The sequence below is a fragment of the Marinomonas posidonica IVIA-Po-181 genome (assembly GCF_000214215.1).
Classification (GTDB): Bacteria; Pseudomonadota; Gammaproteobacteria; order Pseudomonadales; family Marinomonadaceae; genus Marinomonas; species Marinomonas posidonica.
Genome location: NC_015559.1, coordinates 2,517,226 through 2,531,316, shown reverse-complemented (window position 1 = coordinate 2,531,316; position 14,091 = coordinate 2,517,226). Strand labels below are relative to the sequence as shown.

Genomic DNA, 14,091 nt, shown 5'->3' with positions numbered 1-14,091 from the left:
TTTAATTCTTAGAAACCTATAATTCCTAGAAAGGAGTCATGTGATGACAACCGTTTTATTAAGCATTGGTGGTAAAGACAGGGCTGCAAGCCATGCAAAAACCTATTCCCGTTTAGACCCGGTGACCAGAGACGTGGCTTCTGTCTGTGCTGCCGCCTCATTAGAAGACGTGGCCAGTGTCACTAAAGCCGCTGATGAGGCGTTTGTTAACTGGTCGACGGTTGGTCCTTCTGAGCGTCGTGTGCTGTTGAATGAAGCCGCTAATATTATGGAAGCAAAAGTGGATGACTTTATCAGCGCTATGATTGCAGAAACTGGTGCAACAGGTCCTTGGGCTGGTTTTAATGTCATGCTCGCAGCCGGCCATATTCGCGAAGCCGCCGCCTTAACGACTCAAGTCGGAGGTGAGGTCATTCCTGCGAATAAGCCGGGTACCTTAGCCATGTCGATTAACAAACCTAAAGGTGTCTGTTTGGCGATAGCACCTTGGAATGCACCGGTTATTTTAGGGGCGCGTGCAATTGCAACACCACTGGCCTGTGGTAATACCGTGATTTTAAAGAGCTCTGAGTTCTGTCCTCTGACCCATAGGCTAATCATTGATTGCTTCCTTGAAGCTGGTTTTCCTGCTGGTGTGATTAATCTGTTATCAAATGATCCCAGCGATGCGCCGGACATAGTGAAAGCACTGATCGAAGCACCCGAAGTACGACATGTGAACTTTACGGGATCCAGCCCTGTTGGACGTATTATTGGTCGTTTAGCGGGGGAGAACCTGAAACCCGCCTTACTCGAACTGGGTGGCAAAGCCCCTTTGGTGGTATTAGCGGATGCGGATATTGAAGCGGCGGTGAATGCGGCTATTTTTGGCGCCTTTATGAATCAAGGACAAATCTGTATGTCCACAGAGCGGATGATTGTAGATGACAGTATTGCCGATGAGTTTGTCGATCAGCTAATTGCCAGAGCATCGACTTTACCTTGGGGGAATCCTCGTGAACAGGTGGTGCTTGGCTCTTTAGTCAATCCTGAGGCTGCTGATAAAATGCGTCAGCTGATCGATGATGCTGTGTCGAAAGGGGCTAAGTTGGTCTGTGGCGGTGAAAACGACGGCGCGATTTTCTCGGCGACCTTATTGGATTGTGTAAACGATCAAATGCGCATTTATCGCGAAGAAAGCTTTGGTCCAGTTAAGTCGATTATTCGTGTCAATGGTGATGCAGAAGCCATTAAAGTGGCTAACGACAGCGAGTATGGCTTGTCGGCGGCATTATTCTCGCAAAACATTAATCGGGCGTTGGCTTGTGCCAATGCCATAAAAAGCGGTATTTGCCATATTAATGGACCGACTTTGGCAGATGAACCACAAATGCCATTTGGTGGGGTGGGGGATTCTGGCTATGGTCGTTTTGGCGGCAAAGCTGGAATTGCTGAGTTTACCGATGTGCGTTGGATCACCATTGAAGATGCCAAACAGCACTATCCATTTTAAAGCGAGGCCTTCATAAGGTTAAGGAGCGGCGGCATTAGCATGTCATGATGATGCCGCCGCCTTTAATAAAGCCTTAACTCCTTCAAACCTTGAACAGAGGTTTCGAACAGCTGTTCAAGCACCATCACACTGACTGCCATTAACGCGCTTCTCGTTAATGCAAGGGCATGACTTAGCTTGCTCCTATTTTTTAGGCACCGCTTTTTTCTTGTTTTCGCGGATGTTTTCATTGATGCTATTGCGTCACTGGATTGTCGTCGTATCAAGGAGGTTTTGAAAATGTCTAAATCATCTGTGTGCTATTCAAGGGTTAAATTGCTGCTAATACAGATGCAAAGAACCCAAAGATATCTATTTTTATGTTTGATCAGTTGCTTAATGGCTGGGAATGCCATTGCCGAGCCGAGTTATTCGGTCGGGTTCCGTGCGATTGAAGCAAACCAGGAAGAGGGTATTTCCGGAGGAATTTGGTATCCGAGTACAGATGAAGAATTCGTTAAAAAATGGGGACCTTTTCGTCCCTCATGGGCGTGGAATGGCAAAGCCGCTATTATTGGGCATTTTCCAGTAATACTCTTCTCCCACGGTGTCGGAGGACGTTATCGAAATCATAGGGATACGGCGTCCGCATTAGCGCGAAAAGGTTACGTGGTGATGATTCCCCAGCTCACTAAAGACGAATGGATAGATACCGATAAAACCGTTTCTGTTATTGAACATCGTATTGCTGAATTTTCACGAACACTGGCGGCTTTTTCCAAAGCTGAACCTGAAATAGCGAGCATTATTGACGAGCAACGTATTGGGGCTATTGGTTATTCATTAGGTGGTCTTACCGCGTTAGGGTCAAGTGGCGTCTTCCCCAATTTTGATTATGTTGAGGAGCATTGTCTAAAAAACCAGTCCTTAGATCCTGATTTTTGTTTAGATGTGCCTTGGTGGCAGCGCATTTGGTTTTGGCTTGCCAGTACAGATTTAGTTCACTGGTCTTATGGAACAGGGCTGACTGATAAAGAGGTGGTGAGTGAAGTTGAACCACCTATAAAATTCAAGGCCATAGCACTTGTTGCGCCGACCGCAGCGGCTTTTTCCCCAACACAAATTCAAGGTATTGAAGGCGAATTGGGTATTTTTAGATTGGCAAATGATCAAATTACCCGATTTCCATTTCATGCAGAGTATGTGCATAAATCATTGGGTGAAAAGACACATACATACAAGGTTTACGAAAATGCACATCATTATGCTTTTATCTCACCATTTCCAGATTGGCTGCTAAAAGAAGAGTCTATTCCCGTTGGCATGGATCCGGATGGGTTTGATAGAAAAGCCTTTTTAGAAAAAATAAATAATGACATAGTGGCATTTTTAGAAGACGCAATTTAACAAAAGCTCAGTTCAAGGAGGAAATGATGCCAAGAAAGCAAAGGTCCTATTTGCTCAATGTTCCTGTTCATATAGTTCAAAGAGGACACTTTAGGACCCTTTAATTTAAGAAATGATCCATACTTTGTTCCTGGTTTAAGACGTTATGAAGTCTTGGTTTGGGGTAAAGCAGGCTCAAGAGAAGTGATTTTATAGAAACCTGACACAAGCAAGCACTGCAACCAAAGCTCACGTGGGTTGCAGGCATTATCAGCTAGGAGATCATTGATGATTAGAGAACTGACTAAATCAGATTTTGAGTCATTTTGGCCAACGTTTTCGGCGATTATTCAGGCTCAAGAAACCTATGCCTTTGAGCCAAATATGACGTTAGATCAGGCCTATGATCTCTGGTGTGAAACACCACTAAAAGCGTATGTTTTTGTTGAAAATGACATCATTTTGGGCACTTACTACATTAAGCCAAACGCTATGGGGCCAAGCAAGCATATATGCAACTGTGGGTATATGGTTTCAGCTGAGGCTAGAGGTAAGGGCATTGCTCGTCTTATGTGCGAGCATTCACAGCGAACGGCGTTAGAGCTCGGTTTTGACGCTATGCAATTTAACAGCGTGGTTTCTACAAACGAAGTAGCGGTAAAGCTTTGGGAGAAACTGGGGTTCAATATTATAGGAACAATCCCTAAGGCATATCAGCATGCTCAGCTAGGGTTAGTGGATAGTTATGTTATGCATAAATGGCTACGAACATAACAAATCACCAAAGGTCACCGCAAAAACGCGGTTAGGATAAATCTTCATAGGGTTTTGCTCAGCGAGGTTCACATTTGCCTCTTAGCAAAGCATTATGCATCCAAAGGTATATCGCTATGAATGTTAAACCTGTTATGTTTGGAACATTAGCTTATACACTAATTACTTTCCCGCTTGCCGTTGTTTGGCATGTTCTAATGTTCGAAGAAAAATATAAGAGTTTTGGCTATTTCCAGGGTGAGCCTAGTTTTTTATTGGGTTTTGCTACTATCCTTATTCAAGGCGCTTTTTTATCTTTCCTGTACCCATTCGTAAAATTTTCCGCTAAGGGTCCTGTTCGCGGTTTCACCTATTCTTTATTCATGGGGATTTTCTTTTGGACATCGCATGTACTGGCATTTGTGGCGAAACACTCTATTCATAACCCTGTAAGCTTCGTGCTAATGGAAAGTTTTTATCTATTTTTACAGTTTGGTATTTACGGAGTGTTAATCGGTCTGATTTACCAGAAGTGGTCAAACCAGAATGCTTAACAAACCCAGCCAAGGGCGATTGAGGCTTTGAATGGGGTTTTTTCAGGTAAGAAGCAGCACATAAACGCAAACATTCAAGCTGACTAATGCTTTCAGTGTTTAATTTCTTCAGAAGTGCAAACCATACTCTCTCAAACCAAATAGCCGTCTATACTTTATTGGCTTTTTTTGCTAACCCTTATGGTTCCATGTGATCGAGAAAGGAGGTCAGTATGACAGAGGTGATTGCGAAATTTTTTGACGCTTGGCAAGTGACAGATGCCGAAGCGCGTTTGGTACAGGTGGAAAGTGCGGTGACAAACGAGGTTGAATACCTTGATCCACGTACGCCAGAGGCCGTCATAGGTCCTATTGAGTTAAATCATTATATCGGAATGTTCAGTGCGAATGCCCCAGGTTGGTCGGCTAACCTAGTCTCGTCGGATATCACAGGCAATATGACGCGGGCTGTGGTGGCTTTTAGTGGTGTCGGGCCTGACGGGAACCAACAGGTTCAATACGGGCAATATTTTGTTGAGTATGAGGGCGAGTTAATTTCTCGCATGGTCGGCTTTGTTGGCATTGGCAGAGTAGATTAATGTATGCCCAGATTGCCGTAAGTTGTTACTTATAATGAATGAATCAACAACAAGGTGAGTAGGATGCAAGTGACAAAGTATGATCAAGCTCAAATCCAAGCACTTCTTGAGGAACTCAATCGACACTATGAAGGCTGGCATTTAGCAGAGGGTAAAATCACCAAGCAGTTTGTGTTTACGGATTTTGTCTCGGCGTTTGGCTTTATGTCTATGGTGGCCTTGCATGCGGAGAAAATGAACCATCACCCTGAATGGTTCAATGTATACAGTAAGGTTAAAGTCCAGCTGACCACGCACGATGTGTCTGGCATTTCAGACAAAGACGCTGACCTAGCTAAGTGGATGGATGCATGTGCCGCTTCTTTTATGTCAGCTTGATGCGCTAAGACCGAAGCGCCAAATTTCTGCTGATAAAGGGTCGTTATGTCTTCTGAGGAGGGTAAATGGTATCGTCTGGTGAGGTATTCGAGTATGAATCAGTCCGGAATTCTTGCACTCTTTTAGAAGTGGTCTAGATTATTACATGATCCATGTTAATCATTTGCCTATCATAAGGAGTGTTATGAGCCTAGTTCGTTTGCTTTATGCTAGTACCATCAGTGAGACATTTTCTTCGAATGACATTAAGCAGATATTGTCATCTGCTGAACGAAATAATGCGAAGCAGTATGTGACAGGCATGCTGTCTTTTAACCGCCAGTATTTTTTACAGTGCCTTGAGGGCTCTCGTGAGCATGTTAACGAGATATACCATCGTATTGCTCGTGATCCACGGCATCAACGAATTGAGATTCTTGATTATCAACACATAGCGATCCGATCATTTTCTGAGTGGCATATGGGCTATTTGCAAAACACTCAAACCCTGTCTGAATTGTTTTATAAATACAGCCCAAATGATCAGTTTGATCCTTATCGTATGTCACCAGAAGGCGCTTTTGCACTATTGTTGGATATTAAAATGGAAATACTGAAAGCCATGCAAGATTCATAATGAACGAAACCAAGATTGGTTATTATCAGAGAATTCGTTAAATAATAAGGAGAGATAGCAAGGTGAATTCCTTGTCTTGGCTTAGCCGTATAGCAAGCTCTTTGGGTCTTTCGTTACCGCCTTCTTCGTCTGTTTTGACTCAAACTACGGATGGATTGGTATTGTCTTCAGCGTTGGACCTGAAGGTAAAAAAGTACCTAAAAAACTATGATTCGACTTCCCTGTTAGTTGGTGTCTATCGAGAAGGGGAAAGCACGTTTAAAGGCTATGGAGAGTCCCCACCGGACGCGTCTAGTGTGTTTCAAATTGCCTCCGTCAGTAAGTTACTCACCACTGCTATATTGGCTGTGTGGAGTGAGCAAGCAGGCATTCCTTTGTCTCGTTCTCTTGAAGAATTGATCGGAGATCAGATTCCCTTATCAGCACAAGCCAAAGGTATTACCCTGTATCAATTAGCGACCCATACGTCCGGTCTGCCTCGCGTTCCGCAAGTACTGTTGGATAAAATAGAGGCCGCTGTTGGTCGTCATCACATAATGGATAATCCTTACCACCATATTGATGAGCGAGATGTGTTTGATTATCTGGCCACCACAGAAGGGATGCGGCCAGCAGGGCAGTTTGATTACTCGAATTATGGCATGGGCTTGTTGGCTCACATTATGGAGCGACTGACCGGGCAATCCCTGCAAGAGCTTGCTAAAGAAGGGCTATTGCAACCCCTGAATATGTCCAATACTGGCATCACAATCGACGATAGGATTCGACCTCATTTAATCACTGGGTATGATGCGCAAGGAAATAAAACCGAGCCTTGGACATTCAATGCTTTGGCGGGGGCTGGCGCTTTCTATTCCACTGGGCAAGACATGATGGCTTTTATCCGAGCCAATTTCCAAGACAGTAAATTATCAGCAAGTAAGCTAGAAGACAGCCAGTCTATTGCGGCAAGACTACAGCTGATGCAGTTTAGCCAAAATGGAGTGAATCTAGGTTGGGTGGGGCCGAGCATTACCCAAAAAATGTTTGGTAAACACTCACCTCTGTGGCACAACGGTTTGCTTGCCGGCTACGCCTCATTTCTGGCAATCGATCCTGAGCACAAAATCAGTGTGCTGATTTTGTCTAACCAAGGCCGTGATGTGACGTCATTGGGGGTCGATATTACCAAAGCGGTTTTACAATAGCGCAGTCGGGCTTGACGTTAACAAAGCCATCATTGATGATAAAAGGAAACATCAAGGTAGATATTATGAAGATAACGGAAAAAACTGACGAAGATATTTTTAGCATTGCCAAGCCGATGATTGATGACGTGATCAAGGGGTCAAATGCTAAGGATTGGACACTATTCTCAAAATATCAAACGGACGAAGAATTATACGATCCAGATAACAGAAAGAATGTCGAAGCTCAGTGGCAGAAAAGCGAATTTTTGACCAGTTTGGATCCAGAATGGCAGTTACTCACCATTTTACGCCGTGGCGAAGTGGCCATTTTGGTATGGAAACAAACCAGTACCAAGGTCGAGGGCGAAGTATTGGCTTGCTACTCGATTCAACAAATGGGTCAAGAAGTGAAAGAGGTCGGTTTTCGCGTTATCTAGTAGAAGTCGCTTTTAATAGAGAGGCCTTTAATAATGACTTGTTAGAAAACAATAGGCCAGTAAAGCGAGGATTAAACAAGCGGCCTTGCTTTGCACGCCTATGCCGTTATTAGACGGATTCACACTAAGTTGAACGCTTTCCTCTTTATCCTATCTTCCGTTATGCGTACTATTAATTTCACCCTAATAACAACAGGCAATAAGATATGAAGTTAGAATCACTTGCTCTTCACCATGGTTACACCTCCGAAGACACTACCAAAGCCGCCGCAGTACCTATTTATCAAACCACATCTTATACCTTTGATGATACTCAGCACGGCGCGGATCTGTTTGACTTAAAAGTTCAAGGTAATATTTACACACGTATCATGAACCCAACCACAGACGTGCTTGAGCAACGTGTGGCGGCAATGGAAGGTGGCATTGCGTCCTTGGCGGTCGCTTCTGGTATGGCGGCCATCACGTATGCGTTGCAGTGTATTTGCGATGTGGGCAGTAACTTTGTCAGCACCAGCCAGCTGTATGGCGGAACTTATAACTTGTTTGCTCACAGTTTCCCGCGTCAAGGCATTGAAGCTCGTATGGTGTCAGCAGATGATTTTGACGGTTTTGAAGCCGCCATTGATGACAATACCCGCGCGATTTTTTGTGAATCCATTGGTAACCCTGCTGGCAACATTGTTGATATTGAAGCTTTAGCAAAAATTGCCAACAAACACGGTATTCCGCTGATTGTTGATAACACAGTGGCCACGCCATTTTTATGTCGTCCGTTTGAATTGGGCGCACATATTGTGGTGCATTCTCTAACCAAATACATTGGCGGTCACGGTACAACGGTCGGTGGCATTATCGTCGATTCTGGTCAGTTTGACTGGGTGGCCAATAAAGCCCGTTTCCCTATGTTGAATGAGCCAGACCCTTCTTATCATGATGTGGTTTATACCGAAGCATTAGGCGCGGCGGCTTACATTGGTCGCTGTCGCGTAGTGCCACTTCGTAATACTGGCGCAGCGCTTTCGCCTCACAGTGCTTTCTTGATTATGCAAGGTCTTGAAACCCTTGGATTACGTATGGAACGCCATTGCTCTAACGCTGAGAAATTGGCCGACTACCTGCAATCACATGAGAAAGTCAGCTGGGTGAACTACGCAGGCTTACCAGACAATCAGTACCATGGAATCAGTCAACGCATTACCAGTGGCAAAGCGTCTGGGGTACTGAGTTTTGGCATCAAAGGTGGTTTGGCCGCTGGTACTCAATTCATTGATGCTCTACAGATGATCCTGCGTCTTGTGAACATTGGTGATGCGAAATCTTTAGCGTGTCATCCGGCGTCGACAACTCACCGACAGTTGAACGATGAAGAACTGGCGAAAGCAGGTGTTAGCAAAGATCTAGTGCGTATTTCTGTTGGCATCGAAAACATTGATGACATTATTGCCGATGTGCGTCAAGCTCTTGAAGCGGTGAGCTAATCCAATGTAAAGCATGAGACAAGGCGGCCTTTTAATGAAAACGGCCGCTTTGTCTTATTTACTGTCATAACTTTCTCTTTAGTACGTCTAATCCATAAGTGTTAGAGCAGACTGTTTCCATACTTCCTTTCACTACGCACTGAATTGCCTCTTTATATTGATGTCTTTGGGGAGGGCTTGGATGGCTTTGTTAGAGGTTTTTGTGGGATGGTGTGTTGCTAATGGCATCTTGTTGATCCTATGGCGAATACCCTAAGGTGGTTATGAAGATTGTTCCCTTAAGCCCAAGCATTGGGGCCTTAGTCGAAGGCGTTGTTTTGTCGGCGTTATCCGAGGCTGAATTTGGCGTTTTATATCAGGCGTTTTTGCAGCACAAGGTGCTGTTCTTCCATGATCAAGCATTGACGGTAAATGAGCATTTGGCACTGGCTGAGCGCTTTGGTGAACTGGAAGCCGCGCATCCGTTTTTTCCGCACTTGCAGGAAGATAATCGTGTTGTGGTGATTGAAACGGCTCGTGGTAATCCGCCCGGTAAAAGTTATTGGCATACGGACATGACTTGGCAAAGTGTGCCGCCAACATGTTCCATCTTGCACGCGCAATACGTGCCACAGCAGGGTGGCGATACAATTTGGTGTGATATGGCGGCGGTATGGTCTGATTTATCATCGGCGGAGCAAGCGGAATTGCGGTCATTGAACGGCATTCATGCTTTACATGCGTTTGCAGGCAGTCGTTATGATCATCAGGATGAGAAGGGCGACAGTGTGATTCGCCAGCGTGCACAAGAATTTCCACCTCAGCTTCGACCTATCAGACAAACCCACCCAGAAACTCAGCAAGAGATGTTGTTTATCAATGAACAATTTACCCGCGCGATAGAAGGCATGACAGAGCAAGCCAGTCAGCAGCGGCTAGCGACTCTCTTTGCTAAGGCTCGACAAGAGAAATATCAGGTGCGCTTTGCTTGGCAACAAGGCTCGGTGGCGATTTGGGATAATCGAGTGACTCAGCACTTTGCCGTCACTGATTATGGTGATGAACCAAGACGTTTGCATCGAGTGACGGTAAAAGGGGATCCCGTATTCGCTGGCATCGCGGTTAATAACGGCTGTGAAGATTGATGGCCTGCACCGCTCTCATCACTTGTTCTGGGTGGTGTTGATGTAGTTTTTTGTCGGTTTCTTCAATCAAGGTCAAATGAATGTCGGCCTGCTGAAACAAACTCTTGGCTAAACGCATGTAACTTCCTGGATGAGCAGATTCAGCGACAACCGTTTGTAACCAGCCAACAGGTTGGGTTAGGTTAGCAAGCTGATCCTTTGCTTGGCTCAAGCTCTGTTCCAAGTCGACTTGCTCCAGTTGTTCACGTCGCCATGATTCAGAAAAGAGAAATCTAGGAAGCCATCTTAATGCCGGTGCGTACCATGCGGCGTGGATCTGTTCGCTCGTGAGTGTGGCATTGATCAAGATTACCCCACGTACAAAATCTGGGTACTCGGCCGCAAGTAGAGAAGCCAAAGCACCACCATAACCATTGCCAGCTAACAGAATTTTATCTTTGCCATTACGCTCCCAGATGTTCTGGATCACTGGGGCCAGCATTTGAGACTGCATTTCCAAGCGACTTGGAAATTCTCCTGCATAAGTGGACTTGCCCCAACCAGGACGGTCCAAGGCGATTAAACGGTATTTTTGTTTGACGTTGTCAGCCTGAAAGTAGCGTCGAAAACTTGACGAATCTTCCCCAGAGTCGTGAATAAACACCAGCGTATCTTTCGGGGTTAGGGAGCGATCACTGCTGGCATAGTGGAGTTTAAAGTCGCCATTGGGGCCTTCCATATAGAGTAGGTGGTTTTGCACACCTTCCGGATTGTTCGTGACCTGTTGTGTCAAGTTGGTATTTTTGGGCGCATCCGTACTTTGTTCACAAGCCAGTAATAAGCCAGCTAATGATACGAATGTCATCAGACGTAAAAAAGCAAATAGGTTTAAAAAGGCCTTCATGAATTGATTTCCGTATTGCAAAAATGCATTAGCAAAAAGTAAGGGTCATCCGCGACCACTTGTTCGATAAAGTTAGAGATTGTACATCATCATTAACAATAAGCATTGTTCTTTACTTTCATAGAGGCGTCTTTCCTGCTTATTGCTTTCAATCTCTTTATATTGATCTACAGCAATGTTTCAAAATTCAACAGCAATCATAATCCATTCTTATAGTAAGCCCTGATCTCATTTTTGGGGCTTCGGTGGGCGTTAGATAAAAAGAACACTGTGCCAGAATGTGTCGACAAACGCCTTTTTCTCAATCAAATGAATGGGTTGAAGTCATATGATTAACGAAGCTGTAGTGGATTTATCGCGGTTTCAGTTTGCTCTTACTGCGCTGTACCACTTTTTGTTTGTCCCTTTGACATTGGGGATGTCCTTTTTGCTTGCGATCATGGAGTCAGTTTATGTGATCACGGGCAAGCAAATTTACAAAGACATGGTGAAGTTCTGGGGCAAGTTGTTCGGAATTAACTTTGCCTTGGGGGTCACAACAGGTTTGACAATGGAGTTTCAGTTCGGAACTAACTGGTCATACTACTCTCATTATGTGGGTGACATTTTCGGCGCACCCCTTGCCATTGAAGGCTTGATGGCCTTCTTCTTAGAGTCAACTTTGGTCGGCTTGTTCTTCTTCGGTTGGGACCGTTTGAGCAAGGTTAAGCACTTAATGGTGACTTGGCTGGTGGCATTGGGTTCTAACTTATCGGCATTATGGATCTTGATTGCCAACGGTTGGATGCAAAACCCAGTGGGCTCTGCATTCAACTACGAAACCATGCGAATGGAATTGGTGGATTTCGGTGCTCTATTATTGAATCCTGTGGCGCAAGTGAAGTTTGTTCACACTGTATCCGCCGGTTACACCACGGGTGCCGTATTTGTCCTAGCGATTTCCAGCTACTATCTGCTGAAAGGGCGTGATCTTGCGTTTGCACGTCGTTCTTTTGCCATTGCTTCAGCGTTTGGTTTGGCGTCTGTGTTGAGCGTTATCATCTTGGGTGATGAGTCAGGTTACGAGTTGGGTGAAGTGCAAAAAGTGAAATTGGCAGCGGTTGAAGCCGAGTGGGAAACCCACGAAGCGCCAGCGCCTTTCACTGTTATTGGCTTCCCTAACCAAGAGCTTGAAGAGACGGAGTTTGCGTTGCACATACCAGGCTTAATGGGCTTAATTGCCACTCGTTCTTTAGACGAAGAAGTGATGGGCATTAAAGATCTGAAAGAGCATAACCGTCAGCGCATTATTAATGGCATCTATGCCAACCAGTTACTTGAAGAACTGCGTAACGGTAATGAAGACCCATTGGTGCTGGAAAACTTTGATAAAGTGAAAGACGACCTCGGCTATGGTCTCTTGGTGACCGCGTTTAATGAAGACATTAACCGTGTTACGCCAGAAGACATCGATATGGCAGTCGAGTATTCCATTCCAAAAGTCGCGCCTTTGTTCTTCTCATTCCGCATCATGGTGGCGTGTGGCTTCCTAATGCTGTTGATGTTTGCGGTGGCTTTCTACCAGAATGCCCGTCGCCGTATTGGTCAGAACCGTACCTTGCTGAAGCTGTTCGTGATGAGCTTGCCATTGCCTTGGATTGCTTGCGAGACAGGTTGGTTTATTGCCGAATATGGTCGTCAACCCTGGGCGATTGGTGAGGTATTGCCAGTTCACGTCGCAGTGTCCAATCTTACTGCTGGAGAAATCTGGCTCACTATCATTGGTTTCACCGTTCTGTACACCGCCTTCTTAGTGGCAGAGATGTACTTGATGATTCGTTTTTCGAAGCAAGGGCCTTCCAGTCTACATACTGGACGTTACGCTCTTGAACAAGAAGCCGATCAGTTGAAGCAAGGGGTATAAGATGGATTACGAATTATTAAAAATCATTTGGTGGGTGTTGGTCGGTGTTTTGCTGATTGGCTTCTCGGTAACAGATGGCTTTGACATGGGCGTGGGGAGCTTGTTGAAAGTGATCGGTGGTAACGATGCTGAGCGTCGTATCATGATCAATTCCATCGCGCCTCATTGGGACGGTAACCAAGTGTGGTTCATTACCGCAGGTGGTGCCTTATTTGCCGCTTGGCCTGTAGTATACGCAACGTCCTTCTCAGGTTTTTACTTTGCCATGATGTTGGTGTTAGCGGCCTTGTTCTTTCGTCCTATTGGCTTTGACTACCGTTCAAAATTAGAGAGCTCTAAATGGCGTAATAGCTGGGACTGGGGCATTGTATTTGGTTCAGCGGTACCACCAATCATTTTCGGTGTGGCGTTCGGTAACCTGTTTCAAGGGGTGCCATTCCAGTTTGATGAATACCTACGGGTGACTTACACCGGTTCTTTCTTTGCCTTGCTAAACCCTTTTGCGATTCTATGTGGTTTGGTTAGCTTGATGATGCTAGTGACTCAAGGCGGTGCTTGGTTGTTGATGAAGACCGAAGGTGAGCTATTGCGTAAGTCTGGTATGTCGACAGCGGTGACTGGGTTCCTTGCAGCAGTCATCTTCATCTTGGCGGGCGTTTGGTTAGCCTATGGTATTGATGGCTATGTGATTACCAGTGTGGTGAATGGTAATGAAGCCATGACGCCATTAATGAAAACCGCTGAAGTGCAATCCGGCGCTTGGTTGGCAAATTACACTAAAGTACCGGCTTTGATTTTGGCTCCAGTGATCGGCGTTGCCGGTATGTTAATGGCGGCCTTGGCGGGTCTGAAACGTAAAGGTGGATTGGCTTTCTTGAGTTCATCATTGGGCATCGCGGGCATCATAGTGACGGCGGGCGGTTCTATGTTCCCATTCTTAATGCCATCTTCAAGCTTTCCAAGCATGAGTTTGACTATGTGGGATGCGACCTCTAGTGAGAACACCATGATGATCATGTTTGTTGTGGCTTGCATCTTTGTGCCAATCGTACTGGGCTATACCTTGTGGAGCTACATCGTCATGTATGGTCGTTTGAATAAAGAACACATTGAAAACAACAAACACTCTTTGTACTAGCCAATAAGACCAAAAGTCAAAAAGGCTAAAGTATAAACAACAATTATGATTGATAAGGTGAGGCGCTAAGCGCTTCACCAAGTCATCACACAGGAGAATGCATCATGTGGTATTTTGCTTGGATTCTAGGCATTTTATTGGCCTGCTCTTTCGGTATTATTAATGCCGTATGGTTAGAGTTTAATGGTTACGAAGGTGAAGAGGAGCAACACTAACGTTT

The 14,091-nt window shown here is 45.1% G+C and carries 15 protein-coding genes; 14 read left to right on the top strand and 1 reads right to left on the bottom strand.

Features of this window, described 5'->3' with window-relative positions; translation table 11 throughout:
- Window positions 1-43: 43 nt before the first annotated feature.
- From MAR181_RS11760 to MAR181_RS11710, 11 genes are all read left to right on the top strand, one after another.
- Entirely contained in the window at window positions 44-1,492 is a 1,449-nt protein-coding gene (locus MAR181_RS11760; RefSeq protein ID WP_013796817.1) for an aldehyde dehydrogenase, read from the top strand.
- A gap of 279 nt (window positions 1,493-1,771) precedes the next feature.
- Window positions 1,772-2,878 carry an alpha/beta hydrolase family protein gene (locus MAR181_RS11755; RefSeq protein WP_013796816.1) on the top strand — a complete coding sequence of 369 codons (1,107 nt, stop codon included), beginning with the start codon at window positions 1,772-1,774 and terminating at the stop codon, window positions 2,876-2,878.
- A 267-nt stretch (window positions 2,879-3,145) separates the two neighbouring features.
- Window positions 3,146-3,631: a GNAT family N-acetyltransferase gene (locus MAR181_RS11750; protein ID WP_013796815.1), complete on the top strand. Its 486-nt coding sequence runs from the start codon at window positions 3,146-3,148 to the stop codon at window positions 3,629-3,631.
- Between the two features lie 116 nt (window positions 3,632-3,747).
- Complete coding sequence (locus MAR181_RS11745) at window positions 3,748-4,164, top strand: hypothetical protein (protein WP_013796814.1); 417 nt, start codon at window positions 3,748-3,750, stop codon at window positions 4,162-4,164.
- 212 nt (window positions 4,165-4,376) lie between these two features.
- Entirely contained in the window at window positions 4,377-4,742 is a 366-nt protein-coding gene (locus tag MAR181_RS11740) for a hypothetical protein (RefSeq protein ID WP_013796813.1), read from the top strand.
- Between the two features lie 63 nt (window positions 4,743-4,805).
- Complete coding sequence (locus tag MAR181_RS11735; RefSeq protein WP_013796812.1) at window positions 4,806-5,120, top strand: 4a-hydroxytetrahydrobiopterin dehydratase; 315 nt, start codon at window positions 4,806-4,808, stop codon at window positions 5,118-5,120.
- A 184-nt stretch (window positions 5,121-5,304) separates the two neighbouring features.
- Window positions 5,305-5,736 (top strand): BLUF domain-containing protein, encoded by a 432-nt coding sequence (locus tag MAR181_RS11730; protein ID WP_013796811.1) that lies wholly within the window; start codon window positions 5,305-5,307, stop codon window positions 5,734-5,736.
- Between the two features lie 71 nt (window positions 5,737-5,807).
- On the top strand, window positions 5,808-6,923 hold the full coding sequence (locus MAR181_RS11725; protein ID WP_171810320.1) for a serine hydrolase domain-containing protein: 1,116 nt from the start codon (window positions 5,808-5,810) through the stop codon (window positions 6,921-6,923).
- 65 nt (window positions 6,924-6,988) lie between these two features.
- Window positions 6,989-7,342: a hypothetical protein gene (locus MAR181_RS11720; RefSeq protein WP_013796809.1), complete on the top strand. Its 354-nt coding sequence runs from the start codon at window positions 6,989-6,991 to the stop codon at window positions 7,340-7,342.
- Between the two features lie 206 nt (window positions 7,343-7,548).
- Window positions 7,549-8,823 carry an O-acetylhomoserine aminocarboxypropyltransferase/cysteine synthase family protein gene (locus MAR181_RS11715; RefSeq protein WP_013796808.1) on the top strand — a complete coding sequence of 425 codons (1,275 nt, stop codon included), beginning with the start codon at window positions 7,549-7,551 and terminating at the stop codon, window positions 8,821-8,823.
- 263 nt (window positions 8,824-9,086) lie between these two features.
- Window positions 9,087-9,947: a TauD/TfdA dioxygenase family protein gene (locus MAR181_RS11710; protein ID WP_013796807.1), complete on the top strand. Its 861-nt coding sequence runs from the start codon at window positions 9,087-9,089 to the stop codon at window positions 9,945-9,947.
- Here MAR181_RS11710 and MAR181_RS11705 read toward each other — a convergent pair.
- Complete coding sequence (locus MAR181_RS11705) at window positions 9,925-10,830, bottom strand: alpha/beta fold hydrolase (protein WP_013796806.1); 906 nt, start codon at window positions 10,828-10,830, stop codon at window positions 9,925-9,927. The two genes, MAR181_RS11710 and MAR181_RS11705, sit on opposite strands and share 23 nt — an antisense overlap.
- Window positions 10,831-11,158: 328 nt before the next feature.
- Between MAR181_RS11705 and MAR181_RS11700 the strand changes: the two genes are divergently transcribed.
- The 3 genes from MAR181_RS11700 (at window position 11,159) to cydX (ending at window position 14,086) form a co-directional block, all read left to right on the top strand.
- Window positions 11,159-12,733, top strand: coding sequence for a cytochrome ubiquinol oxidase subunit I (locus MAR181_RS11700; protein ID WP_013796805.1), 1,575 nt, complete (start codon window positions 11,159-11,161; stop codon window positions 12,731-12,733).
- 1 nt (window position 12,734) lies between these two features.
- Window positions 12,735-13,871: a cytochrome d ubiquinol oxidase subunit II gene (gene cydB / locus MAR181_RS11695; RefSeq protein ID WP_013796804.1), complete on the top strand. Its 1,137-nt coding sequence runs from the start codon at window positions 12,735-12,737 to the stop codon at window positions 13,869-13,871.
- A gap of 104 nt (window positions 13,872-13,975) precedes the next feature.
- Complete coding sequence (gene cydX, locus MAR181_RS11690; RefSeq protein WP_013796803.1) at window positions 13,976-14,086, top strand: cytochrome bd-I oxidase subunit CydX; 111 nt, start codon at window positions 13,976-13,978, stop codon at window positions 14,084-14,086.
- Window positions 14,087-14,091 lie beyond the last annotated feature (5 nt).

Bases quoted from the DNA above. Each gene is read 5' to 3' on its own strand.
- MAR181_RS11760 (WP_013796817.1), top strand. From the start codon at position 44: ATGACAACCGTTTTATTAAGCATTGGTGGTAAAGACAGGGCTGCAAGC.
- MAR181_RS11755 (WP_013796816.1), top strand. From the start codon at position 1,772: ATGTCTAAATCATCTGTGTGCTATTCAAGGGTTAAATTGCTGCTAATA.
- MAR181_RS11750 (WP_013796815.1), top strand. From the start codon at position 3,146: ATGATTAGAGAACTGACTAAATCAGATTTTGAGTCATTTTGGCCAACG.
- MAR181_RS11745 (WP_013796814.1), top strand. From the start codon at position 3,748: ATGAATGTTAAACCTGTTATGTTTGGAACATTAGCTTATACACTAATT.
- MAR181_RS11740 (WP_013796813.1), top strand. From the start codon at position 4,377: ATGACAGAGGTGATTGCGAAATTTTTTGACGCTTGGCAAGTGACAGAT.
- MAR181_RS11735 (WP_013796812.1), top strand. From the start codon at position 4,806: ATGCAAGTGACAAAGTATGATCAAGCTCAAATCCAAGCACTTCTTGAG.
- MAR181_RS11730 (WP_013796811.1), top strand. From the start codon at position 5,305: ATGAGCCTAGTTCGTTTGCTTTATGCTAGTACCATCAGTGAGACATTT.
- MAR181_RS11720 (WP_013796809.1), top strand. From the start codon at position 6,989: ATGAAGATAACGGAAAAAACTGACGAAGATATTTTTAGCATTGCCAAG.
- MAR181_RS11715 (WP_013796808.1), top strand. From the start codon at position 7,549: ATGAAGTTAGAATCACTTGCTCTTCACCATGGTTACACCTCCGAAGAC.
- MAR181_RS11710 (WP_013796807.1), top strand. From the start codon at position 9,087: ATGAAGATTGTTCCCTTAAGCCCAAGCATTGGGGCCTTAGTCGAAGGC.
- MAR181_RS11705 (WP_013796806.1), bottom strand. From the start codon at position 10,830: ATGAAGGCCTTTTTAAACCTATTTGCTTTTTTACGTCTGATGACATTC.
- MAR181_RS11700 (WP_013796805.1), top strand. From the start codon at position 11,159: ATGATTAACGAAGCTGTAGTGGATTTATCGCGGTTTCAGTTTGCTCTT.
- cydB (WP_013796804.1), top strand. From the start codon at position 12,735: ATGGATTACGAATTATTAAAAATCATTTGGTGGGTGTTGGTCGGTGTT.
- cydX (WP_013796803.1), top strand. From the start codon at position 13,976: ATGTGGTATTTTGCTTGGATTCTAGGCATTTTATTGGCCTGCTCTTTC.